The sequence below is a fragment of the Phaeovulum sp. W22_SRMD_FR3 genome, assembly GCF_052113705.1.
Taxonomy (GTDB): Bacteria; Pseudomonadota; Alphaproteobacteria; order Rhodobacterales; family Rhodobacteraceae; genus JBGQOG01.
The window spans coordinates 18,028-40,814 of sequence record NZ_JBGQOG010000020.1; the positions used below are offsets into that span (position 1 = coordinate 18,028).

The window sequence follows — 22,787 nt, forward strand, 5'->3', positions numbered from 1 at the left end:
CCGCGGCGCTTTGTGCTTTGCACAGCCCGCTCCGTCGAACCTGACGGTAAGAGCGGCGGTCTGATCTCCGCATGCCCCCGGAAAAACAAAACCCCCGGAGCAGATGCCCGAGGGTTTGATGTCAGATGCGGGAGGTGAGTCTCTCCTTCCGGCAGGCTCTGGCTTATTTCGGCCCGATCATCATGACCATCTGGCGGCCTTCCAGGCGGGGCATCGATTCCACTTTGCCCGCTTCGCCCACATCGGCGGCAACGCGGTTCAAAAGTTCGAGGCCGAGCTGCTGGTGCGCCATTTCCCGACCGCGGAAGCGCAGGGTCACCTTGACCTTGTCTCCCTCGTCCAGGAATTTGAGCACCGAGCGCATCTTGACTTCATAGTCATGCGTATCCGTGCCTGGGCGGAACTTGATCTCTTTGATCTCAATGATCTTTTGCTTCTTGCGCGCTTCTGCTTCGCGCTTTTGCTGTTCGTATTTGAACTTGCCGAAATCCATGATCTTGCAGACCGGCGGAACGGCGGTCGGCGAGATTTCCACCAGATCCAGCCCGGCCTCTTCGGCCATGGCCATCGCGCGAGCGGGGGTGACGACGCCGACATTTTCGCCGTCTGCGCCGATCAGCCGGATCTCGGGCGAACGAATCCGCTCATTGATACGGGGGCCGGTGTCGCGTTGCGGCGGGGCGTTGTGCGGTCTGCGGGCTATGGTGGCGTTCCTTCTGAGGTTCAATGATGGCGGGCAAAATAGAACTCTGCGCGCCGGGATTCAACCGCAAAAGGCCCCGCGCGGCGAATGGGCTGTCGATTGCACCGGCAAAGCCCCGCCAAGGAGGGGTGCCGCAGGGGCAGGTTGGGTTTTCAAACGGGGTGCTATCTGCAATAGAGTGCGCATTAACTTTAATCATTTCGGCGAAATGGGAGCGAATGATGAATAAGAATCTGTTGATCGGCGTGGTGATCTTGGCCCTGGGCGCGGGCGGTTTCTACTATTACGACGCACAGCAAAAGGCGCAGATGGCAGCCGAGGCTGATGCGGCCGCGAAAGCCGCCGCTGAAAAGGCCGCTGCCGATCAGGCCGCCGCCGAGAAAGCCGCAGCGGAGGCGGCGGCTGCCGCCGAAGCCGAAGCTGCCGCCGCGGCCCAGGCTGCCGCCGATGCGGCCGCCAAGGCCGAAGCCGATGCCGCCGCCGCCGCCGCTGCGGCGCAGGGCGCGGCCACCGAAGCGCTCGATGCGGCCACCGGCGCTGTTGGTGCGGCTGCCGATGACGCGGCCGCTGCGGCCTCTGATGCCGCCGCTGCCGCCAGTTCTGCTGCAGCTGAGGCCACTGCGGCTGCCGGTCAGGCGGCGGGCGATGCCGCTGCCGCGATGGACAAGGCGCTGTCGGTTGACGGGTTTGACATGACCGCCGTGACCCAGCTGATCGACGGGTCGGCGCTGGCCGATGACGCGAAAACCGCGCTGAAGGCCACGGTGGAAGCCGCCAAGGACAGCCCGGCGCTGTTGGCGGCCGCACTGGAGCAGGTGAAAGCCGCGCTGAAGTAAGCGCCTTCCACCGCCAGACAGAAAACGCCGCCGGTGCAGACCGGCGGCGTTTTTTATGGCACCGAGCGACTGTGCACCGAGCGACTGTGCACCGAGAGACTGTGCGCCGAGTGACGTTTCATCGAAAGACGGTGCATCAAGCGACGGTGCATCTGCTCCCCCCGAAGTAAAACGCCGCCGGAAGCGACCGGCGGCGTTTACGTTTTCTTTTGGTTCAATGCCTTGCGGGGGTCGGCTCAGACGCCTTCGCCGACGAATGCCTTTTCCACCACATATTCGCGCGGTTCGGAATTGGCGCCCTCGCGCAGGCCAAAGCCTTCGAGCACGGCCATGACATCCTTGTTGAACGCCAGGCTGCCGCAGACCATCGCGCGGTCGGTTTCCGGGTTCATCGGGGTCAGCCCCAGATCGGCGAACACCTTGCCATTGGCGAGGTTGTCGGTGATCCGGCCCATGTGGTGAAACTCTTCCCGGGTGGTGGTGGGGTAGTATTTCAGCTTGCCCTCGACCATCTCGCCGATCAGCGGATCTTCGGCCAGACCCTCGACCAGTTTGCGGCCATATTCCAGCTCGCCCACCGTGCGGCAGGTGTGCATCATGATGACTTCATCAAACTTGTCATAGGTTTCCGGGTCGCGCATCAGGCTGGCGAAAGGGGCGAGACCGGTGCCGGTGGCCAGGAACCAGACGCGTTTGCCGGGCAAGAGCGCGTCATGCACCAGGGTGCCCACCGGTTTCGGGCGCAGGATGATCTCATCCCCCACCTTGATGTGCTGCAGTTTCGAGGTCAGCGGGCCGTCCTGTACCTTGATCGAGTAGAACTCCAGCTCTTCGTCCCAGTTGGGCGAGGCGATGGAATAGGCGCGCAGCAAGGGTTTGCCATTATCGCCCATCAGGCCGATCATCACAAACTCACCCGAGCGGAAGCGCAGGCTCTGCGGACGGCTGACGCGGAACGAGAACAGGCTGTCCGTCCAATGGGTGACGGCAGTCACCGTCTGCGCATCGGGCAGATGGCGCGGGGCGGGAATGGTGGCGGCGGATGCGGTTGCTTCGGTCACGGGCTTTACTTTCGTCAAAACGGAAAAGGGGGCGCGGGCTTTGGGCTTGCGCGCCCCTTCTAAGGGGTCAGGCCGGTCTCGGGAAGACTGAATTCAGCCCTGCATCCGCGACCGATAGTCATGGGCCTGCCAATTGGCGCGGGCCAGCCATTGCGCCTGCGGTTGCCGCGCGGCCAGATCATCGCTGATCTCGACCTCATCAATGCCGGAACGGCGCGCCATCGCATATTGATCGGCGATCAGATGCCCCGCCGCCCTGAGCCGCCCGGTATAGCCGAGCGCGCGGATGCGGCGCGCCAATGTAAAGCCGCGCCCGTCGGAAAAGGCCGGGAACGCCACCGAGACCAGGCTCGCGCCAGTGACCAGCTGCGCCAGCTCATCGGGGTTGGTGTCGGGGGCGATCACCACGGTGTCGCCGGTGTAATCATCGGCGTGAAAGCCGTCGTCGCGCACAAGAATGCTCATGCCACTTGGTCCTTGTCTGTCTCGGTCGGGATCGGGCCGCGCACGGCCTTGCCCCCGATGAAATGGATGCCGCATTCGGTTTTTGCCGCACCGCGCCAGCGGCCCGCCCGCGGGTCTTCGCCGGGCTTTACCGGGCTGGTGCAGGGGGCGCAACCGATGGAGGGATAGCCTTTGGCCACCAGCGGGTGCCGGGGCAGGCGGTTTTCCACCATATATTCTTCCAGATCCTCACGGCCCCACATGGCGAGCGGGTTGATCTTGATCCGGGTGGGGGTTTCCACCTCAAAGAAGTTGATGTCGGCGCGGGTGCTGCCCTGATAGCGTTTGCGCCCGGTGATCCAGGCATCAAACTCGCGCAGGGCGTTTTCCAGCGGCACCGTCTTGCGCAGGGCGCAGCAGGCATCGGTGTTGAACTGGTGCAAGGTGCCGTCGGGATCGTCGAGCGCCAGCGCCGCATCCGCCGCCACGATGCTGCGGATGTCGGTCAGCTTCAGCTTGTCGGCCAGCGTGCGCTGATATTCCAGCGTTTCCGGAAACAGCATCTGCGTGTCGATGAACAGGACCGGCGTGCCGGGCGCGATCACCGAAACCATGTGCAACAGCACCACCGATTCCGCCCCGAAGGACGAGACCAGCGAGACATTGCCCACGGCGGGGTCTTTCAGCGCGCGCTCGAGCACCGCCACCGCCGCATGATGGCGGTAGCTCTGGTTCAGCTCGGCCACACGGGCGTCGATCTCGGAGGTATCCGCCTCAGGCGGCGTCACGGGCAGCAGTGTCATAGAGAGCCTCCTTGAACGGGGCGGGCCCCAGACGGCGGAAGGCTTCGATGAAGCTCTCCGACGGGCTGTCCCGCAGGTCAAGATATCCACGCAGCAAACGCTCGATGGCCGGGACCACCTCGTCATAGGCAAAGCCGGGGCCCGCGCGCTCGCCGATGGCGGCGGTTTCGGTGCCGTCGCCGCCCAGCGTGATCTGGTAGTTTTCCACCCCGGCACGGTCGAGACCGAGAATGCCGATATGGCCCACATGGTGGTGACCACAGGCGTTGATGCAGCCCGAGATCTTGATCTTCAGCTGGCCGATTTCTTCTTCCAGACCGATGGCCTTGAAATGCGTTGCCAGTTCCTGCGCAACCGGGATCGAGCGGGCGGTGGCCAGCGCGCAATAATCCATGCCGGGGCAGGCGATGATATCCGACAGGAGGCCCACATTCGCCGTGGCCAGACCCGCGCGCAGCAGTTCCGCATGCACCTTCGGCAGGTCGGCTTTCGCGACATGCGGCAGGATCACGTTCTGCTCATGGCTGATGCGCAGCTCGCCATAGCCATAGCGCTCGGCCAGATCGGCCATCAGCCGCATCTGATCGGCGGTGGCATCGCCCGGCGTCTCGCCATGCGCCTTAAGGCTGATGGTGACGATCGCATGGTCCTGCTGTTTATGCGCGGCAAGGTTCTGATCTGCCCAGGCGCGGAAGAGCGCATCCACCGAACGTGCGGCCTCATATTCCGCCGTATCGGTCGCCTTGAAATCCGGCGTCGGGAATTGCGCGACGATCCCGTCAAGCAGCACCTGATCCACGCCGTGGAAGGTCGGACGGATGCGGGCGAATTCCGCGTCCACCGCCTCACGGAAGGTGTCGAGGCCGTTTTCAAAGACGGTGATCTTGATCCGCGCTTTGTATTTGTTATCGCGGCGGCCCATCAGGTTATAGACCGAGACGATGGCCTCCAGATACGGCAAGAGATCCGCCTTGGGCAGGAAGGGCGCGATGACCTGACCCAGCATCGGCGTGCGGCCAAGGCCGCCGCCCACCAGAACCTCAAACCCCGGCTCGCCCGCGTCGTTGCGGACCATGCGCAGACCGATGTCATGCGCGCGGGTAACGGCGCGGTCATTCGGGCTGCCGGTGATGGCGATCTTGAATTTGCGCGGCAGGAACTGGAATTCCGGATGGTCGGTGGACCATTGGCGGATCAGCTCGGCCACCGGGCGCGGATCTTCGATCTCATCGGCGGCGGCCCCGGCGAAATGGTCCGCCGTCACGTTGCGGATCGTGTTGCCCGAGGTCTGGATCGCATGCATCCCCACATCGGCCAAAGCCGAAAGGATCGCCGGAACATCGCGCAGTTTCGGCCAGTTGTACTGGATGTTCTGCCGGGTGGTGAAATGGCCATAGCCCTTGTCCCAGCGCTCGGCGATCATCGCCAGTTGCCGCATCTGCGCGCTCGACAGCGTGCCATAGGGAATGGCAACGCGGAGCATATAGGCATGCAGCTGCAGATAGAGGCCGTTCATCAGCCGCAGCGGGCGGAATTCATCCTCGGTCAGGCTCCCGTCGATGCGGCGCTCAACCTGGCTGGTGAATTGCGCCACGCGCTCACGCACGAAGGCTTCGTCGAAATCGCTGTATTTATACATCTGCAGTCTCCTGCTTGCCGTGCGGATAGTTCGAAGGGCCGCGGGTGCGGAAGGCTTCGCGGAAATGGATCGGTTCGGGGCCCTGCGCACCTGGTTTCGCATCGGCGAGATAGGCGCCGACGATCAGGTTCTTTTGCGCGGCCGCATGGGCGAGGCGGGCATTGGCCAGCTCTTCATCCTCGATCAGCTCGGCCTCGTGGTGATGGCGGCTCCACTGATTGTCAGCGGTCTGGTAAATGACATCGCCTTCCAGCAGGTCATTGGCGGTCACGACTTTGGGCGTAAAACGGCGGCTCATCGGGTGGCCTCCTTGGTTAGCGGCGGCAGGGGAGAATGGATCAGGGCGGTAGCGCTCGCCCGCGGGGAGAGGCCAAACAGGATCACGGCGGGACCGTCAAGCCCCTCCACCGCATCGGGCAATTGCGCGAGGGTGGTGCCGGTGATCCGCTGTTCGGCGCGCGAGGCGTTCTCGACCAGGGTGACCGGCGTTTCCGGGTGGGCGCTGTGCATCATCAGGCGCCCGGTCAGGAAGCGCGCGGCGCGTTTGCCCATATAGATCGCGGCAACCGCACCGGGCTGGGCGAGGCTGTGCCAGTCCAGCTCGGCAAAGCCCGCCACATCATGCCCGGTCAGAATGCGCAGATCGGCATTGCGGCCGCGGCGGGTCAGGCTTTGGCCAATCGCGGCGGCGGCGGCCGACGCGGCGGTAACACCCGGCAGGATCGTGTAACCGATGCCCGCGGCGTCGAGCTGGTCCAGCTCTTCGCCCAGACGGCCGAAAATCGACGGGTCACCCGATTTCAGCCGCAGCACATCGCGGCCCTCGCGGGCGAAACCGATGATCATCGCATTGATCTCATCTTGCGGCAGCGCATGGCCAAAACCGCTCTTGCCGGTCTCGATCAGCGCCGCCTGCGGCCCCGCCAGCGCCAGAACCTCTGCGCTGACCAGACGGTCATGCAGCACGATATCGGCATTGGCCAAAGCCCGCGCCACGGCCAGCGTCAGCTGCCCGGCGTCGCCGGGGCCGGAGCCTGCCAGGGTCACATGACCAAGATGGGGATGGATTGCTTGCACGGAATCCTGCCTTTCTTCCCTCCCAATATAGGAAATTTTTCCCCTGCTGCGCTATATCCCCTTGCAGATAAGGAATTTCGTTCTCTATGCTCTGCTGCGGAAAACCCCTGTCCCGGAAATGGAAGGAAAAGCGGATGACTGTCCGGCTGGACGAGATGGATCGGAAAATTCTTGCGCAGCTGCAAGAGGACGCGAGCCAGTCGCTGGACGATATCGCGCGCAAGGTCGGCAGTTCCAAGACGCCGGTCTGGAACCGTATCCGCAAGATGAAAGAGCAAGGCGTGATCGGACGCCAGACGGTTCTGCTCGACGCCGAAGCGCTGGGGCTGGAGGCCTGTTTCTTCGTGCTGATCCGCACGTCGGAGCATGAAAGCGACTGGCAGCAGCGGTTTCTCAAGACGCTGCGCGCGCGGCCCGAAGTGCTCGAAGCGCATCGGCTGGCGGGGGATATCGACTACATCCTCAAGGTGCGGGTGAAGAATGCCCGTGCCTATGACCAGTTCTATCAGGCGCTGATCTCCGAAGTGAAGATCCACAACGTCACGGCGCTGTTGTCGATGGAAGAGATCAAATCCACGACCTTGCTTCCGCTCTGAGGTCAGAGGGGGGCGCTGCCCCCCGCCTGCGGCTCCCCCCGGGATATTTTTGACGAAGCAATCTGGAAGGTTCCGCAAGATCTGTCGATCTGAGTTCACGCTCCGCCCTGCGCGACACATCGAGTCGGGAAGGCGGAGCGCTTGCGTCGTGCGGTCATCGGCGTCCCCGCCTGTACCGCCTGACAAGCGTCTCGCGGCTTGGTTAACAAAAAGTAAATTGCCGCTTGCTTCGTTCAAAATATCCCCGCCGGAGGCTCCCGCATTTTCGGCAGCGTGCGCGGCCGGGCAGGGGATCAGCCTTCGACGCGCAACCGTTTCAGCGCGTGAAAATGGTAGATATCCGCGTAGCTTGGCGCTTCCGCCAGCCGCAGATTGGGGCGACGCTGAAAGAGGATCGGCAGCGCGATTTGCAATTCCAGCCGCGCCAGGGGGGCGCCGATGCAGAAATGCGCGCCCGCGCCGAAGGTGAAATGCGTTTGGGCCGCGCGGGTGGGGCGGAAGGCGGCGGGGTCCTCCCAGACCATCGGGTCACGGTTGGCGCCGCCGAGCAGGAGGCCGATGCGGTCACCGCGCCGGAAATGTTCTCCCGCCATCTCGAGATCTTCCAGCACCCAGCGGGTAAAGAGATGCAATGCCGGGTCCTGACGCAGGATTTCCTCAACAGTGCCCGAGACTTGGTCAGGCGTCAGCGCTTCGGCGCCATAGCCGTTTTCCAGCAGGGCTTTGACGCCATTGCCGATCGTGTGCACCGTCGCCTCATGCCCGGCATTCAGCAAGAGGATGCAGGTGGCGATCAGCTCGTCCGTGGTCAGATGTTCGCCCGCCTCTTCGGCGGCAATGAGATGGGTGATCAGATCATCGGCCGGGCTGGCGCGGCGTTCGGCGATATAGCCCCGTAGGAAGGCCACGAAATCCTCGGTTGCGGCAATCGCCCGGGCTTCGGTCTCGGCGCTGCGGCCCGCCTGATACATGCCGACCATCGCATTCGACCAGTGCAGAAGGTCATCCGCCCGCGCCTCGGGCACGCCGAGGAGCCGCGCGATCAGGATCACCGGCAGTTTTTGTGCGAAATCGCGGATCAGATCGGCCTCTGCCGGCATCGCATCAATCAAATCATGCGAGAGTTGCGCGATTTCCGGCGCCATCGCCTTGATCCGGCGCGAGGTGAAGGCGCGCAGCGTTAGGCCGCGCAGGCGGGCATGGCGCGCCCCGTCGAGTTCCAGCATCGAATGGTTCTCGACCGCATAGAACGGCGCGAGATGCGGCGGATAGGGGGGGGCAAATCCTTCGGGCGCCTCGCGGCCAAAACGGCGGTCCCGCATCACCGCGCTGACCACGGCCGCCCGCGCCGTCACCGGCATCGCATAGTCGTCCCAGTGCACAAAGGGCCCCGCGGCGCGCAGCCGGTCGTAGAACGGGTAAGGGTCCTGCACAAAGGCGGGGTCGGTTGGCAATTGGCTCAGGCGTTGCATGGGGTACCTCCGGCGCGCACAAAACCCCGAGTTGCGGGCGGCTGCAAGAGGGCAGGTGCGCCGCCGCGGGCTTGACGTCGGGGCCCGCATTGCGCCTTGTCTCTTTGGGGGGCGTTCGCGGTGGCGGATTGTCCCTTGGGGGCTTCCCCCTGCCTGTGTTCGGAAGCTGAAAGGAAAGCATGCAAGCCGTTAAACCGCACCGGTTGCTGGTGTTGCTGGCATTCTTGATGGCCACGCTCGGCTTTGCCGGGGGCGTGTGGCATTTCGCGGCGCGCGAGGCGCTGGACCGGCTGGCCGAGCGGGGTCAGGCCGATCTGCGGCTGGCGGGGGACCGGCTGACCGCGCAGCTGCAGGGATACCGGCAGACGGCGGTGCTGATGGCCGATCATCCTGCGGTGGTGGCGCTGGCCCTGCGGCGGGGCGGCGACCGGGCGGCGGCCTCGGCGCTGTTGGCGCGGGTGGCCGATACCACCGGCTCGCTCGATCTGGTTCTGGTTGCCCCCGACGGACAGGTGCTGGCCGCCGCGCATGAGGCGGCGGCCTGGTTGCCGATGACGCCGGACCTCCTGCGCGCGGGCCATGGCGCGCTGGGGTTCTCGCACCGGGTCGATCTGCGGTCGGGGCGACGGATCTTTTCCTTTGCCGCCCCGATCTTTGCGCCGGACGGGCCGGTGGCGGGCGCGCTAATCCTGCGTCTCGATGTCGAGGAGCTGGAGGCGCCGGGGCGGGGCGATGCGATGCCCGTCTGGTTCAGCGATGAGTTGGGGGTGATCTTTGTCTCCAACCGCGATGAGATGCGCTTTCGCGGTTTTGGCGCCGAAAGCAAGGATGTGGGGGCCTATTACCCGGCGGGCATTCCGTTGCCACCGCTCGAGATGCAGGGGACGGCGCTGGCCGGGCACCGGGTCTGGACCGTCGAGGGCGGTCCCTATCTGCCCGCGCGCGCCCTGATGCTGACCCGCGATCTGCCGGTGATCGAGATGTCGGGCACTGGCCTCGTCGATGCGGGCCCCGCATTGCGCTATGCCGGGTTGCAGGCGGTGGCGGCGGCGGCGCTGGCGGTGGGCTTTGGGGCGGTGCTGATGGCGCTGGCCACACGGCGGCGGGCGCTGGCCACACAGCTCGCCACCGAGGCAGAGGCCAATGCCGCGCTCGAGGCGCGGGTGGCGGACCGCACGCAGGCGCTGCGCGCGGCGAATGACCAGCTGACCCGGGCGCAGGCGGAACTGGTGCAGGCGGGCAAACTCTCGGCTTTGGGGCAGATGTCGGCGGGGATCAGCCATGAGCTGAACCAGCCGCTGATGGCGATCCGGTCGTTCGCGGAAAACGCCGGGCTGTACCTTGCGCGCGGCCGTCTGCCGGAGGTGGGGCAGAACCTTGAGCGGATCAATGAGCTCGCGCGCCGCATGGGCCGGATCATCAAGAACCTGCGGGCCTTTGCGCGGCAGGAAAGCGAACCGGTTTCGCGCGTGGATCTGGCGGCGGTGGTCGAGGCCTCGCTCGATCTGATGGCGGGCAAGCTGGCGCAGGTCGGGGTGACGCTGCGCTGGAGCCCGCCCGACACCCCGGTCTGGGTGCGCGGCGGCGAGGTGCGGCTGCAGCAGGTGGTGGTCAATCTGGTCTCGAATGCCGCCGATGCGATGGAGGGGCGCGATCTGCGCGTGCTTGAGATCAAGATTACCCGCGGGCCGGAGCGGGTGACGCTGACGCTGGCCGATACCGGGCCGGGGATTGCCGAGCCGGAGCGGATCTTTGATCCGTTCTACACCACGAAAGAGGTGGGGCACAGCGAGGGGATGGGGCTGGGCCTCTCGATCAGCTATGGCCTGGTGCAGAGTTTTGGCGGTGCGATCACCGGGCATAACCGCACGGCAGGGGCGGGCGTTTCGGGCGCCAGTGTCATGGGCGCCAGTGTCATGGGGCAGAGCGACATCGAGGCCAGCGACCCGGGTTCCGGCGTCTCGGGGGCGGTGTTCACCGTCGACCTTGTGGCGGCGGGGGTGAGCGACGGCGACAAAACCCCGGCGCGCGGTGCGGCCCTTGATGCGGGACCGGACCTCAGGGCAAATGGCCATGACGCGGCCTGGGACGACAGGTTGCACAGAACGGGCGGAGAGCGGGAATGACACGCAAGGTACTTCTGGTCGATGATGACCGTGCGGTGCGCGAGGCTCTGGGCCAGACGCTGGATCTGGCCGATCTGATCCCGGTCCTCGCGGGCAGCTATATCGAAGCCAAGGATCATATCACCGCCGATTTTCCCGGCATCATCGTTTCGGACATCCGGATGCCGGGCAAGGATGGCTTTGCGCTGCTCGACCATGTGCGCAGCATTGATGCCGAACTGCCGGTGATCCTGCTGACCGGCGAGGGCGATGTGCCGATGGCGGTGCGGGGGATGACGGCGGGGGCCTTTGACTTTCTGGAAAAGCCCTGCGCGCCAAAGGATCTTCTGGCCGTGGTCGAACGCGCGATGAAGACCCGCGCGCTGGTGCTGGAGAACCGGGCGCTGAAGCGCGAGCTGAAACGTGGCGATGCGGCGGCGCGGATGCTGGCCGGGCAATCGCCGGTGGCCGAGGCCCTGCGGGAGGCGGCGCGGGCCGCCGCGCGCTCAGGCGCCGAGGTGCTGATCACCGGCGCGCCGGGGGCGGGCAATTCCAAAGTGGCCGAGACCATCCATCTGATGTCCGCCGCCGCCATGCGCGCTTTTGTCAAACTGCCCGCCGCCGCGCAGACGCCGGAAAGCCTGGAGGCAGGCGTGCTGCGGGCCGAGGGCGGCACGCTCTACCTCGACGAGGTGGCCGATCTGCCGCCCGCCGCGCAATTCGCGCTGCTCGATCTGTTGGAAACCCAGCCCGCCACCCGCCTGATCGCCGGCACCTACCGCGATCTGGCGGCCGAGGCGGAGGCCGGGCGCTTTAACCCCGACCTCTACTGGAAGCTTGACGTGGTGCGCGTGCGCATCCCCAGCCTGGCCGAGCGGCCCGAGGATATCCCGCATCTCTTTCGCCATTACGTCCAGATCGCCTGCGAGCAATCGGCGCTGCCGATCCCCGAGATCACACCCGAGGTGACGGCGGCGCTGATGGCGCGCGACTGGCCGGGGAATGCCCGCGCGCTGATGTCGGAGGCGATGCGCTTTGCGATGGGGATGGGGGCGGCACCGGAAGAGGCGAACCTCGGGCTGGCCGAGCGCATGGCGCGGGTCGAGCGCAGCTTTTTGCAAGAGGCGCTGGCGCGGGCGCAGGGCAATGCGACCGAAGCCGCCACCGCGCTGCAACTGCCGCGCAAGACGTTTTACGACAAGCTGACCCGGCATGGAATCCGCCCCGAAGATTTCCGCTGAGGCCCCGGACGGGGTATTCACCGCGCCCGGCAACCGGCGGAGTTGTGCGAAAATCCGCACGGGCGGCGGCTTGCCTTGTGCGGATTTCCGCACATCCATCTGGCGGGAACTTTAATTTATATCCGCAAATATCTGACAATAAACATTAAAAATTAAGTATCACGAAAGTGTTGATCGGCCTGCCCAGAGCGCGCTTTCTGGGTGAGGGCGCTGGCAACAGCGCGGGAGACCAAAATCCATGGGAGGATTAACGATGAAGACCTTTACCGCCGCCATGACGGCGATTGCGCTGGTGACCTCGGCTGGTGCCGCTCTGGCCTCTGACGGCTGCGATGATGGCGAGATCAAGATCAAATTCGCGCATGTGACCAATGCGGACAAACACCCCAAGGGCATCGCGGCACGCCTGTTCGCCGAGCGTGTGAATTCGGAAATGGACGGCAAGGTCTGCGTTGAAGTTTACCCGAACTCGACCCTCTATGATGACGATCAGGTGCTGGAGGCGATGCTGCAGGGCGACGTGCAGATGGCCGCCCCGTCGCTGTCGAAATTCGAAGCCTTCACCAAGGTTTTCAACATTTTCGATCTGCCCTTCATGTTCAAGAACATGGATGCGGTCGACGCGTTCCAGAACTCGGAAACCGGGCAGGCGATGAAGGCCTCGATGGAACGGCGCGGCCTCAAGGGGCTGGAATTCTGGCATTCGGGGATGAAGCAATTCTCGGCCAACAAGCCGCTGATCCTGCCGACCGACGCCAAGGGCCTGAAATTCCGCGTGCAGCCCTCGGATGTGCTGGTGGCACAGATGGAAGCCTTGGGCGCCAGCCCGCAGCCGATGGCCTTTGCCGAGGTGTACGGCGCGCTGCAAACCGGCGTTGTCGACGGGCAGGAAAACACCTGGTCGAACAGCTATGGCCAGAAATACTACGAAGTGCAGGACGGCATCACCGAAACCAACCACGGTGTGCTCGACTATCTGGTCGTGGTCTCGACCGATTGGTGGGACAGCCTCGATCCGGCAATCTCGGGCGAGCTGGCCACGATCCTGAACGAAGTCACCGTTGAGCGGAACGCCGCGGTGGGCGAAGTCGAGATGGGCGCACGGCAGTCGATCATCGACGCAGGCGGCACCATTCGCGAACTGACGCCTGAACAGCGTCAGGCCTGGGTGGATGTGATGATGCCGGTCTGGGGCAAATTCGTCGACGGCGTGGGTCAGGAAAACATCGACGCCGCGCAGGCGATCAACGCCCAGCACTGAGCGATCCCGGGCGTGCGCTGAACGTGGCGCGCGCCCATTTTCTTTTTTCCGGGGGATGACGATGAGCGCGAAATATGCGCCGAAAACCGCCCTAGGGCGGGCCGTTCATGTGTTCGAGGAATCCGCGATTGCGGTGATCCTGGGCGTGATGACCGTGATGACCTTTATGAATGTGGTGCTGCGCTATGTGTTCAACACCAGCGTCATCTGGGCGCCGGAGGCGACACAGGCGCTGTTTGCCTGGCTCGTGCTCTTTGGCATGTCCTATGCGGTGAAGGTCACGGCGCATCTGGGCGTGGATGCGGTGATCGCCATGGTGCCGCAGCGCAGCCGCCGGATCATGGCGCTGATCTCGGCTCTGGCCTGCCTTTTGTATGCGGTGCTGCTGATGAAGGGCGCTTGGGATTATTTCGCGCCCTTCGCCGGGTTTGAGCAGACGGGCGGGCGCTGGTTCCCCACCGGTTTCATCAAGACCCGCGATCAGGCCTGGTATGAAACCGAGCAGATCCCGATGCCCGCGATCCTGCATTTCCTTGAGCCGATGTTCAATCAGGGCGAGGCCTATGGCAAGCTGCCGCGCTTCATCCCCTATGCGATCCTGCCGATCGGCGCGGCGCTTTTGTTGTTCCGCGTCATCCAGGCTTCGGTTGAGGTGGTGCGGGGCAACCGCGACAGCCTGATCGTCTCCCACGAAGCCGAGGACGCGATTGACGATGTCCGCCACCTGAATGACGGGGAATAACCCATGGACATCGCTTTTCTTTTCGTGATGGTTGTCGGCTTTATGCTGATCGGCGTGCCCATCGCCATCTCGCTTGGCCTGTCGTCGATCCTGTTCCTGCTGCTCTATTCGGGCACCTCGCTCGCCTCGATCGCGCAGACGCTCTATCAGGCGATGGAGGGGCATTCGACATTGCTCGCCATTCCGTTCTTCATCCTCGCCTCCAGCTTCATGTCGACGGGCGGGGTGGCCAAACGCATCATCCGCTTTGCCATCGCCTGCGTCGGCCATTTGCCGGGCGGTCTGGCCATCGCCGGGGTGCTGGCCTGCATGATGTTCGCGGCCCTCTCGGGCTCGAGCCCCGCGACCGTGGTCGCCATCGGCTCCATCGTCATCGCGGCGATGCGGCAGGTGGGCTATTCCAAGGATTTCGCCGCCGGTGTCATTTGTAACGCGGGGACCTTGGGCATCCTGATCCCGCCGTCCATCGTGATGGTGGTCTATTCCTCCGCCACCGATGTCTCGGTGGGGCGGATGTTCCTGGCGGGCGTGATCCCGGGCCTGCTGGCGGGTGTCTTGCTGATGGCCACCATCCTCGGCATCGCCATCTGGAAAAAGCTGCCCAAAGGCGAGTGGAAGGGCTGGGGCGAGGTCTGGGCCTCCTTCGCGGATGCCTTCTGGGGGCTGATGCTGATCGTGATCATCATGGTCGGGCTTTACGGCGTGCCGGGCATCACCTCGGGCATCTTCACCCCGACCGAAGCCGCTGCGGTGGCCGCGATCTATGCCTTCTTTGTCGCCAACTTTGTCTACCGCGACATGGGGCCGCTGGATGCGCCCGAGGGGCATCTGCCGCTGTGGAAACGCCCGCAGGCGATGATCACCGCCTTTTTCCACCCCGACACCAAGGCCACCCTGTTCGAGGCGGGCAAGCTGACCATCACCCTGATGTTCATCATCGCCAATGCGCTGATCCTGAAACATGTGCTGACCGATGAGCAGATCCCGCAGGAAATCGCCAATGCGATGCTGGGCGCGGGGATGAGCAAGATCATGTTCCTGATCGTGGTCAACGTGATCCTGCTGATCGGCGGGCAGTTCATGGAGCCGTCGGGGCTGATCCTGATCGTGGCACCGCTGGTGTTCCCGATCGCGATCGAACTCGGGGTGGACCCGATCCATCTGGGCATCATCATGGTGGTCAACATGGAAATCGGGATGATCACGCCGCCGGTGGGCCTCAACCTCTTTGTCACCTCGGGCGTGGCGGGGATGCCGATCATGCGGGTGGTGCGCGCGGCGCTGCCGTTCCTGGCCGTGCTCTTCGTCTTCCTGATCCTGATCACCTATGTGCCGATCCTGTCGACCTGGTTGCCGACCAAGATGATGGGCCCGGAGATGATCATCAAATAAGCGACCGGCCCCGCGCAAGGGGCCGGCACAACGGGCCATGACTCCCTGTCGTGGCGCCCCCTCCCTGAAAGGCGGCCTTCGGGCCGCCTTTTTTCAATCGCCGGAGTGGTTTACCAGCGGCGGCGGTCCTTTTCGCCATAGGCGAAACGTCCGGGTCCCTGTGCCGCGAGGATCAGGAGCCCCCCCGCAATCGCCCAGTTCTTGACGAAGATCGTCACCTGCCAGGGATCGGCGCGCAGCTGCCAGTGGAAATAGCTGGTGAACATGCAATAGGCCGCCATCACCAGTGCCCAGCGGCGCACGCCCGGGCCAAAGATCAGCCCATAGGCGGCGATCAGGTCAAAGAGCGCGACGGGCCAGACCAGCAGCGGCGGCAGGCCGATGGAGCCGATCATCGCCTCAACGGCCGCAGGATCGAGGGCTTTTTGCGCCGCACCGCCCAGAAACAATCCGGCGATCAGGATGCGGCCAAGGAGATTGAGAAAATCTGTCATGCGGGCAAAGTTGCAAAGGACCTCCCGGCTGGCAAGGCCCTTTGCGGTCCGCCCACACCTTTGCGCGGGATTGCGCCATTGGACCGGGGCGGGGAGCCAAAGAAAAAGCCCACACCCGTGAGGGTGCAGGCCTTTGGATTGCGTAAGCTGCTGACAGAATTGACAGAAAGTGTCGGCCCGCGCCGGTTTCAGCTGGCGTCGAGGGCGCTGAGAATCGCGCCGAAATCCGCCGCTTTCAGGCTGGCCCCGCCGACCAGGGCGCCGTCGACATTGGCGATGGCAAAGATTTCGGTGGCATTCGAGGGTTTCACCGAACCGCCGTAGAGCAGCCGGAAATCCTCGGCTGCGGCGGTGCCAAAGCGGATCGCCAGCTCGTCGCGCAGGAAATCATGCACCTCGGCAATCTGCTCCAGCGTCGGCGTGCGGCCGGTGCCGATGGCCCAGACCGGCTCATAGGCGATCACCACCTCTTTGCCATAGGCGGTGTCGGGCAGCGAGCCCATCAGCTGATCGCCGATGACTTTCAACGTGGCGCCCGCGTCGCGCTCGGCCTCGGTCTCGCCGATGCAGACCACGGCGGTCAGGCCTGCCGCCACCGCGGCGAGCGTTTTGGCGCGCACCTCGGCATCGGTTTCATTGTGGTCTGCGCGGCGCTCGGAATGGCCGAGGATCACATGGCTGGCGCCTGCGTCCTTCAGCTGCACGGCGGCGATGTCGCCGGTATGCGCGCCCGAGGTGTTGGCGTGGCAATCCTGCCCGCCGACCTGCAGCGCGCTGCCCGCAGCGGCCTGTGCCATGGCGGCGATCAGCGTGGCGGGCGGGCAGATCAGCATCTCGGACCGCGGGGCGGGATGCGCGGCGATCAGCGCAGTCACCTCTGCCAGGCTTGCCGCCGTGCCGTTCATTTTCCAGTTTCCTGCCGCCAGTTTCCGCCGCATGTGATCCTCCTAAACCCGGTTTCGCGCGACCTTACGGCAGGGGGCGGCCCGGCGCAAAGGGCAAAGATGCAAAAACCGCCCGGCAGATTTGCGGGGCGGTTTGCTGTCGGCTGAACCCTGTCATCAGGCCCTTAGTGGGGCCGTTCAGGCGGGCATGTCCTTGAACTTGATCGATTCCCCGCAGCCGCAGGCTTCGGCGACATTGGGGTTGTTGAAGCGGAAGCCGCTTTCCAAGAGGCCGGTTTCATAATCGATCTCGGTGCCGAAGAGGAACATCTGCGCCATCGGCGCGATCAGCACCCGGGCGCCGTCCTGCTCGACCACCTCATCCATCGGGCCCGCCTCGGCGGCGAATTCCATGGTATATTCCATGCCCGCGCAGCCGCCCTTCTTGATGCCGAGCCGCAGCCCCGCCGCCTTGTCACGCGCCATCAGCCGCGCGATCTGGCTGACCGCGCGCGGGGTGAGGGTGACGGCCTGTTTGCCGGGCATCGAAAACATGGCAGAACTCCTGTGGCTGCCCTTCTAAAATAGGCCGCCGGGGTCGGGGTGACAAGGGGGGCCGAAGCCGGGGCCGTTGCGGCACCCGGCTCTGGCATCAGGGTCAGGCCGTGGCGTCGGCCAGGGTCGGGTAGTCGGTATAGCCCTTGGCGCCGCCGCCATAGAGCGTGTCGGGGTCAAGCGGGTTCAGCGATGCGTCCTCTTTCAGGCGCGTTACCAGATCCGGGTTGGCGATGAACAGGCGGCCAAAGGCCACCGCATCGGCCTGCTCGGCCGCCACCGCCTCGATCGCGCTGTCGCGGGTATAGCCGTTGTTGGCGATATAGGGGGCGGTGATCCGGGCGCGCAGGGTGTCGAGCGCGCCGTCGGGCCAGTCGCGCGGGCCGCCGGTCTGCCCTTCGACCATATGCACAAAGGCCAGATCAAAGCTGTTGATGACGTCAATCGCCGCGCCAAAAGTGCCGAGCGTATCGGAATCGATGCCCACGTTATTGGCGTTCGAGAAGGGCGAAAGGCGGATGCCGACACGGTCGCCGCCCCAGACGCCGGTGACGGCCTCGAGCACTTCGCGCAGGAAGCGCACACGGTTTTCGACGCTGCCACCATAGGCATCGCTGCGTTTGTTCGAGGTGTCGCGCAGGAACTGGTCGATCAGGTAGCCATTGGCGGCGTGGATCTCGACCCCGTCAAAGCCCGCGTCTTTCGCGGCCTCGGCGGCATGGCGGTAATCGGCGAGGGTGCGGGTGATGTCTTCCGCGGTCATCGCGCGCGGGACCGAGGTGGTAACAAATCCCGTGCCGTCAAAGGTCTTGCTCTCCGCCCCAATCGCCGAAGGGGCCACCGGCGCGCCACCGTCCGGCAGCAGGGATGTGTGCGAGATGCGGCCGACGTGCCAGATCTGCGCGACGATCAGCCCGCCTTTGTCATGCACGGCCTTGGTGGTCAGTTTCCAGCCCGCCACCTGTTCGGGCGAATAGATCCCCGGGGTCCAGGCATAGCCCTTGCCCTCGGCCGAGATCTGCGTGCCTTCCGAGATGATCAGCCCGGCGCCCGCGCGCTGGCCGTAATATTCGGCATGAAGCGCATAGGGGGTGTCATCTTCGGGCTTGGCCCGGTTGCGGGTGAGCGGCGCCATCACGACGCGGTTTTTCAGCGCCAGAGCGCCGAGGGTCACGGGCGAAAACAATGTGGGTTCGGTCATCTGAAAATCCTCGGGTCGGAGAAAAGGCTGCGGTGTCACCGGGCGGTGATCAGCGGCGGATCGGGTCCGCCGGAGCCAACGCACCCGATCACGCCGGGTTCATTTCTGAACCGTGGAGTTCAGATGGGGTTACATGAAGCCAAGTTCAAGACGCGCTTCGTCAGACATCATCTCCATGCCCCATTGCGGCTCGAAGGTCATGAGGACATTGACCATTTTGACGCCGGCCAGAGGCTCGACCGCATCCGAGACCCAGCCCGGCATTTCACCCGCCACCGGGCAGCCCGGCGCGGTCAGGGTCATCACAATCTCGACCTCATTCTCATCGCTGATCTCAATCGTGTAGATCAGACCAAGATCATAGATGTTCACCGGAATCTCCGGGTCAAACACCGTGCGGCAGGCCTCGACCACGCTGTCATAGAGCGGGTGTTCGGTGGTGGACGGGCGGATCAGGGGCGTGCCTTCCAGCGGGGTGTTGTCCGCAGCGGGCTGAGCATTAAGGGTCATGTCGGTCTCGCATGAAATGTCGACTGATTATATAGGGTACTTGGCCCGCGGCGGCAAGGCCGGGTGGGGCATTGGTTGGGGTGCTGCGCGGGGATGGCGAGGCAGGGGGCGCCGCCCCCTCGGCCCTGCGGGCCTCACCCCCGAGGTATTTTGGCCAAGAAGAAGGGGGACGGGGGTGGCGGACCCGTGGTGGAGGATGCGGCGGGGCGAGGGGCGTTTGGGGGGCTGTCAGCTTTCCTTGCGGCGGCGGGCGGGATGCGGGCGCACGCGGTGCTCGATCTCTTCAAAGACCAGCGCGGCGAGGTTGTTGCCGGTGGCCTCTTCGATGCCTTCGAGGCCGGGGGAGGAGTTGACCTCCAGGATTTTCGGGCCGTCATCGCCGCGCAGCATGTCGACCCCGGCAAGGCCGAGGCGGAAGGCGCGGGCGGCGCGGAGGGCAAGGTCGCGTTCGGCCTTTTTCAGTTTGACCGTATGCGCCGAGCCGCCGAGATGCAGGTTGGAGCGGAATTCACCCGGGGCGGCGCGGCGGCGCATTGCGGCCACCACCTTGCCGCCGATGACCAAAGCGCGGATGTCTTCGCCCGCGGCTTCCTTCACAAACTCCTGCACGAGGAAATTGGCGCGCAGGCCGCGGAAGGCGGAGATGACCGATTGCGCGGCCTTGCGGGTTTCGGCCAGCACCACACCTTTGCCTTGCGTGCTTTCGAGGAGTTTCACCACCAGGGGCGCGCCGCCGGTCAGTTCGATGAGATTGTCGGTGTCTTTCGGCGAATTGGCAAAGGCGGTGACCGGCATCGGCAGCCGGTGGCGCGCCAGCACCTGATGCGCCATCAGCTTGTCGCGGCTGGCGACGATCCCTTCGGCGGGGTTCAGGGTCAGCGTGCCCATCGCCTCGAACTGCCGCAGGATTGCCGCGCCGTATGCGGTGACCGAGACGCCGATGCGCGGGATCACCGCATCAAAGCGCGGCAGTTTCGCGCCGTCATAATAGACCTGCGGCGAGAGGGCATCGATGGCCATATAGAGCCGCGTGGTGTCGAGCACCTCGACCACATGGCCGCGCGCCTCGCCCTCGGCCACCAGCCGTTTCGTCGAATAGGCGCCATCCTCGCGCGAGAGCACGGCGACGCGCAGGCTGCGCGGCGGGGCGGCCTCCATCAGCCGCTGCGCCGAGTGATAGGCGGAGTAGTCGAGGAGCGGCTGGCAGAAGCTTTCCTGCGGGCTGACGATCATGTCATCGCCCAAGGCCTGCCGCCCGATCAGCATCCGGTAGGCCATCTGCGCGCGGTCGGTCAGGGTGATCTCGACCGGCCAGCGGCGGGGGCCCATCGCCAGTTCGCTGCCGATCACGTAGCGGTATTCCATCTCGCCGTTCGAGCTGACCACTTCGCGGCGGTCCAGAATGCGGGCCGAGCAAGGGATGACCACATCCTCGCGTCCGGGAATCGGATGCACGGCAAAGCGGACCCGGGGCGCGTTGGCCGGGCCGAAGGGCTCGATGTCAAAGGCATGCAGCGCCGAAGTGCGCGCGCCGGTGTCCACTTTCGCCTTGAGGGCGGGCAGGCCGAGGCCGGGCAGGGCCAGCCATTCCTCCCAGCCGAGCCGGAAGGGCGCAGGGGGGAGCGGGGGGGACCCGGCAGTCGGGAAAGGGTCGCGCATCTGGGGTCCTGTCTTTCTCGGGGCCGGGAATCGGCGCCGCGCCGGGGCCGCCCGGGCGCCGGCTCAGACAGCAGATGCCGGGAAAGTTCAACAGGGATGTGACAGCCGGGCGGTATGAGGCGAAAGCCGCCGGGGGCCGGGTGGCGGGATTGCCTTGGGGCAGTGCTGCGCAAGGCTTGGCTTTTCGCGCGAATTGCCGTTAGAAGGCGGGCGGTATTTCGGATGGGACAGGCGATGGCACAGAGCGTTGGATTTGACGTCAAGGCAACCGATGGCAAGGCACGGCTGGGGGTGATCTCGACCCCGCGCGGCGAGATCCGCACCCCCGCCTTCATGCCGGTGGGCACGGCGGCGACGGTGAAGGCGATGATGCCGGAAAGCGTGGCGGCCACCGGGGCCGATATCCTGTTGGGCAATACCTATCATCTGATGCTGCGCCCCACGGCCGAACGGATCGCCAAATTGGGCGGGCTGCACAGGTTCATGAATTGGGACAAGCCGATCCTGACCGATTCCGGCGGCTTTCAGGTGATGTCGCTGGCCTCGCTGCGCAAGCTGACCGAGGAAGGCGTGCGGTTCTCGAGCCATATTGACGGCTCCAAACACATGCTGACGCCGGAACGCTCGATGGAGATCCAGAAGCTGCTCGGCTCGGATATCGTTATGTGTTTTGACGAATGCCCGGCGCTGCCCGCCACCGAGAAGGAAGTGGCGGCCTCGATGCAACTGTCGATGCGGTGGGCCGAGCGGAGCCGCGATGCCTTTGGCGACCGGCCGGGGCATGCGCTGTTCGGCATCATGCAGGGCGGCGTGACGCGGGAATTGCGCGAGGAAAGCGCCGAAAAGCTGCGCGCGATCGGCTTTGATGGCTATGCCGTCGGCGGTCTGGCGGTGGGCGAGGGGCAGGAGGCGATGTTCGGCGTGCTGGATTACGCGCCGGGGTTCCTGCCCGAGGACAAGCCGCGCTATCTGATGGGCGTGGGCAAACCGGATGACATCGTGGGGGCCGTGGAGCGCGGCATTGACATGATGGATTGCGTCTTGCCTTCACGTTCGGGGCGGACGGCGCAGGGCTGGACGCGGCGCGGTCAGGTGAACCTCAAGAACGCCCGGCATCAGGATGATCCGCGGCCCTTGGACGAGGCTTGCACCTGCCCCTGCTGCCGGAATTACTCGCGCGCCTATCTGCACCATGTGGTGCGGTCACAGGAGATGATCGCGGGGATGCTGCTGACCTGGCACAACCTGCATTATTATCAGGAGCTGATGGCAGGACTGCGCGCGGCAATTGGTGCGGGTCAGTTGGCCGGTTTCGTGAAGGCGTTTCATGCCTTGCGGGCGGAAGGGGATATCGAGCCGCTCTGAGCCATCTCTCAGGGCGGTCGCGCGCCCGGCGCGGCGGATGCCTCCGGCAGGGATATTTTAAACGAAGCAATGCGAAGCGTTTGGAGACGGGCGGCCGCGGTTGCGCGGCGGCCCGGTCAGTCGGCGGTGAGGATTAAATCCGGCTGGCGGCTGCCTTGCGTGACGCGGCGGCCATTGGGCAGGTCGTTTTCCTCGACCCGGCGGGTGATCTCGGCGGGGTCAATGCCGTAGCGCTGCCAGCGTTTGATCAGCCGCTCGCGCAGGACCTCCTCGGGCACGTCGAGGCGCAGGGTCAGATCGTAAAGCGGCGCGAGGCGGTCCCAGGGGGCCGCCTCCATCAGGAGGTAATTGCCTTCGGTCAGGATCACCCGTGTGCTGGCCGGGATCAGCCGGGCGGCGGCGCGGGAAAGCTCTTGCTCGCGGTCAAAGACCGGCACCGCGACGGCGGCTTCATCGGCACGGCGCAACCGGCGGAGCGTATGGTAAAACCCATCGACATCAAAGGTTTGCGGCGCGCCCTTCACCGGTCGCAGACCCGCGGGGATCAGGACAGCATCGTCGAGGTGATAGCCGTCCATCGGCAGGATCTCGGCGCTGTCGCCCGCCTGCCGCAGCCCCTCGATGATCGCGTCGGCCAGCGCGGATTTGCCCGAGGCGGGCGCGCCCGCGAGAGCGACGATGACGCGGGCGCCAGGCAGGGCGCGGATGCGGTCAATCAACCCGTCGGGCAGGCGCGCGCGCGGCATG

At 65.1% G+C, this 22,787-nt stretch carries 23 protein-coding genes; 8 read left to right on the top strand and 15 right to left on the bottom strand.

The window, feature by feature from the left end; translation table 11 throughout:
* Positions 1–163: 163 nt before the first annotated feature.
* Positions 164–727 carry a translation initiation factor IF-3 gene (gene infC, locus ACEN2S_RS19230; RefSeq protein ID WP_441869305.1) on the bottom strand — a complete coding sequence of 188 codons (564 nt, stop codon included), beginning with the start codon at positions 725–727 and terminating at the stop codon, positions 164–166.
* 197 nt (positions 728–924) lie between these two features.
* Here infC and ACEN2S_RS19235 point away from each other — a divergent pair, with 197 nt between their 5' ends.
* Positions 925–1,539, top strand: coding sequence for a hypothetical protein (locus ACEN2S_RS19235; RefSeq protein WP_441869308.1), 615 nt, complete (start codon positions 925–927; stop codon positions 1,537–1,539).
* A 236-nt stretch (positions 1,540–1,775) separates the two neighbouring features.
* Here the strand turns inward: ACEN2S_RS19235 and ACEN2S_RS19240 are convergent, their stop codons facing one another.
* The 6 genes from ACEN2S_RS19240 to cobA all read right to left on the bottom strand — a co-directional run bounded on the left by ACEN2S_RS19240 (position 1,776) and on the right by cobA (position 6,563).
* Positions 1,776–2,600: a ferredoxin--NADP reductase gene (locus ACEN2S_RS19240; protein WP_441869311.1), complete on the bottom strand. Its 825-nt coding sequence runs from the start codon at positions 2,598–2,600 to the stop codon at positions 1,776–1,778.
* 93 nt (positions 2,601–2,693) lie between these two features.
* On the bottom strand, positions 2,694–3,065 hold the full coding sequence (locus ACEN2S_RS19245) for a DUF934 domain-containing protein (protein ID WP_441869314.1): 372 nt from the start codon (positions 3,063–3,065) through the stop codon (positions 2,694–2,696).
* The gene (locus tag ACEN2S_RS19250) at positions 3,062–3,847 is read right to left on the bottom strand and encodes a phosphoadenylyl-sulfate reductase (RefSeq protein WP_441869317.1); all 786 of its coding nucleotides are present in this window, start codon (positions 3,845–3,847) and stop codon (positions 3,062–3,064) included. Before ACEN2S_RS19250 ends, ACEN2S_RS19245 begins: the two co-directional genes overlap by 4 nt.
* On the bottom strand, positions 3,819–5,486 hold the full coding sequence (locus ACEN2S_RS19255; RefSeq protein ID WP_441869320.1) for a nitrite/sulfite reductase: 1,668 nt from the start codon (positions 5,484–5,486) through the stop codon (positions 3,819–3,821). The genes ACEN2S_RS19250 and ACEN2S_RS19255 overlap by 29 nt, the downstream gene beginning before the upstream one ends.
* Positions 5,479–5,784, bottom strand: coding sequence for a DUF2849 domain-containing protein (locus ACEN2S_RS19260; RefSeq protein WP_441869323.1), 306 nt, complete (start codon positions 5,782–5,784; stop codon positions 5,479–5,481). Before ACEN2S_RS19260 ends, ACEN2S_RS19255 begins: the two co-directional genes overlap by 8 nt.
* Positions 5,781–6,563, bottom strand: a complete 783-nt coding sequence (cobA, locus tag ACEN2S_RS19265; protein WP_441869326.1) for a uroporphyrinogen-III C-methyltransferase — start codon at positions 6,561–6,563, stop codon at positions 5,781–5,783. The genes ACEN2S_RS19260 and cobA overlap by 4 nt, the downstream gene beginning before the upstream one ends.
* Before the next feature lie 134 nt (positions 6,564–6,697).
* Here cobA and ACEN2S_RS19270 point away from each other — a divergent pair, with 134 nt between their 5' ends.
* A complete protein-coding gene (locus ACEN2S_RS19270) occupies positions 6,698–7,159 on the top strand; it encodes an Lrp/AsnC family transcriptional regulator (protein WP_441869329.1) in 462 nt (153 codons plus the stop codon).
* A 293-nt stretch (positions 7,160–7,452) separates the two neighbouring features.
* Here ACEN2S_RS19270 and ACEN2S_RS19275 read toward each other — a convergent pair whose 3' ends face one another.
* A complete protein-coding gene (locus tag ACEN2S_RS19275; protein ID WP_441869332.1) occupies positions 7,453–8,631 on the bottom strand; it encodes a cytochrome P450 in 1,179 nt (392 codons plus the stop codon).
* Between the two features lie 179 nt (positions 8,632–8,810).
* On the opposite strand from ACEN2S_RS19275, the gene ACEN2S_RS19280 reads away from it, so the two are divergent.
* From ACEN2S_RS19280 to ACEN2S_RS19300, 5 genes are all read left to right on the top strand, one after another.
* Entirely contained in the window at positions 8,811–10,757 is a 1,947-nt protein-coding gene (locus tag ACEN2S_RS19280) for a sensor histidine kinase (RefSeq protein ID WP_441869335.1), read from the top strand.
* Positions 10,754–11,977, top strand: a complete 1,224-nt coding sequence (locus ACEN2S_RS19285; protein ID WP_441869338.1) for a sigma-54-dependent transcriptional regulator — start codon at positions 10,754–10,756, stop codon at positions 11,975–11,977. The genes ACEN2S_RS19280 and ACEN2S_RS19285 overlap by 4 nt, the downstream gene beginning before the upstream one ends.
* Positions 11,978–12,230: 253 nt before the next feature.
* Positions 12,231–13,238: a TRAP transporter substrate-binding protein gene (locus tag ACEN2S_RS19290; RefSeq protein WP_441869341.1), complete on the top strand. Its 1,008-nt coding sequence runs from the start codon at positions 12,231–12,233 to the stop codon at positions 13,236–13,238.
* Positions 13,239–13,299: 61 nt separating this feature from the next.
* Positions 13,300–13,980: a TRAP transporter small permease gene (locus ACEN2S_RS19295; protein WP_441869344.1), complete on the top strand. Its 681-nt coding sequence runs from the start codon at positions 13,300–13,302 to the stop codon at positions 13,978–13,980.
* A 3-nt stretch (positions 13,981–13,983) separates the two neighbouring features.
* Positions 13,984–15,372, top strand: coding sequence for a TRAP transporter large permease (locus ACEN2S_RS19300; protein ID WP_441869347.1), 1,389 nt, complete (start codon positions 13,984–13,986; stop codon positions 15,370–15,372).
* A 110-nt stretch (positions 15,373–15,482) separates the two neighbouring features.
* Here the strand turns inward: ACEN2S_RS19300 and ACEN2S_RS19305 are convergent, their stop codons facing one another.
* From ACEN2S_RS19305 to rimK, 6 genes are all read right to left on the bottom strand, one after another.
* On the bottom strand, positions 15,483–15,866 hold the full coding sequence (locus ACEN2S_RS19305; RefSeq protein ID WP_441869350.1) for a DoxX family protein: 384 nt from the start codon (positions 15,864–15,866) through the stop codon (positions 15,483–15,485).
* A 188-nt stretch (positions 15,867–16,054) separates the two neighbouring features.
* Complete coding sequence (tpiA, locus tag ACEN2S_RS19310) at positions 16,055–16,804, bottom strand: triose-phosphate isomerase (RefSeq protein WP_441869353.1); 750 nt, start codon at positions 16,802–16,804, stop codon at positions 16,055–16,057.
* Positions 16,805–16,948: 144 nt separating this feature from the next.
* A complete protein-coding gene (locus ACEN2S_RS19315; RefSeq protein WP_441869356.1) occupies positions 16,949–17,305 on the bottom strand; it encodes a HesB/IscA family protein in 357 nt (118 codons plus the stop codon).
* 103 nt (positions 17,306–17,408) lie between these two features.
* The gene (locus tag ACEN2S_RS19320; RefSeq protein ID WP_441869359.1) at positions 17,409–18,506 is read right to left on the bottom strand and encodes an alkene reductase; all 1,098 of its coding nucleotides are present in this window, start codon (positions 18,504–18,506) and stop codon (positions 17,409–17,411) included.
* A 129-nt stretch (positions 18,507–18,635) separates the two neighbouring features.
* Positions 18,636–19,016, bottom strand: coding sequence for an SUF system Fe-S cluster assembly protein (locus tag ACEN2S_RS19325; protein ID WP_441869362.1), 381 nt, complete (start codon positions 19,014–19,016; stop codon positions 18,636–18,638).
* Positions 19,017–19,244: 228 nt separating this feature from the next.
* Positions 19,245–20,675 (bottom strand): 30S ribosomal protein S6--L-glutamate ligase, encoded by a 1,431-nt coding sequence (rimK, locus tag ACEN2S_RS19330; RefSeq protein WP_441869365.1) that lies wholly within the window; start codon positions 20,673–20,675, stop codon positions 19,245–19,247.
* 234 nt (positions 20,676–20,909) lie between these two features.
* On the opposite strand from rimK, the gene tgt reads away from it, so the two are divergent.
* Positions 20,910–22,040 carry a tRNA guanosine(34) transglycosylase Tgt gene (gene tgt / locus ACEN2S_RS19335; RefSeq protein ID WP_441869368.1) on the top strand — a complete coding sequence of 377 codons (1,131 nt, stop codon included), beginning with the start codon at positions 20,910–20,912 and terminating at the stop codon, positions 22,038–22,040.
* A 116-nt stretch (positions 22,041–22,156) separates the two neighbouring features.
* Here tgt and ACEN2S_RS19340 read toward each other — a convergent pair whose 3' ends face one another.
* Positions 22,157–22,786: a nucleoside/nucleotide kinase family protein gene (locus ACEN2S_RS19340; RefSeq protein WP_441869371.1), complete on the bottom strand. Its 630-nt coding sequence runs from the start codon at positions 22,784–22,786 to the stop codon at positions 22,157–22,159.
* Position 22,787: the final 1 nt, after the last annotated feature.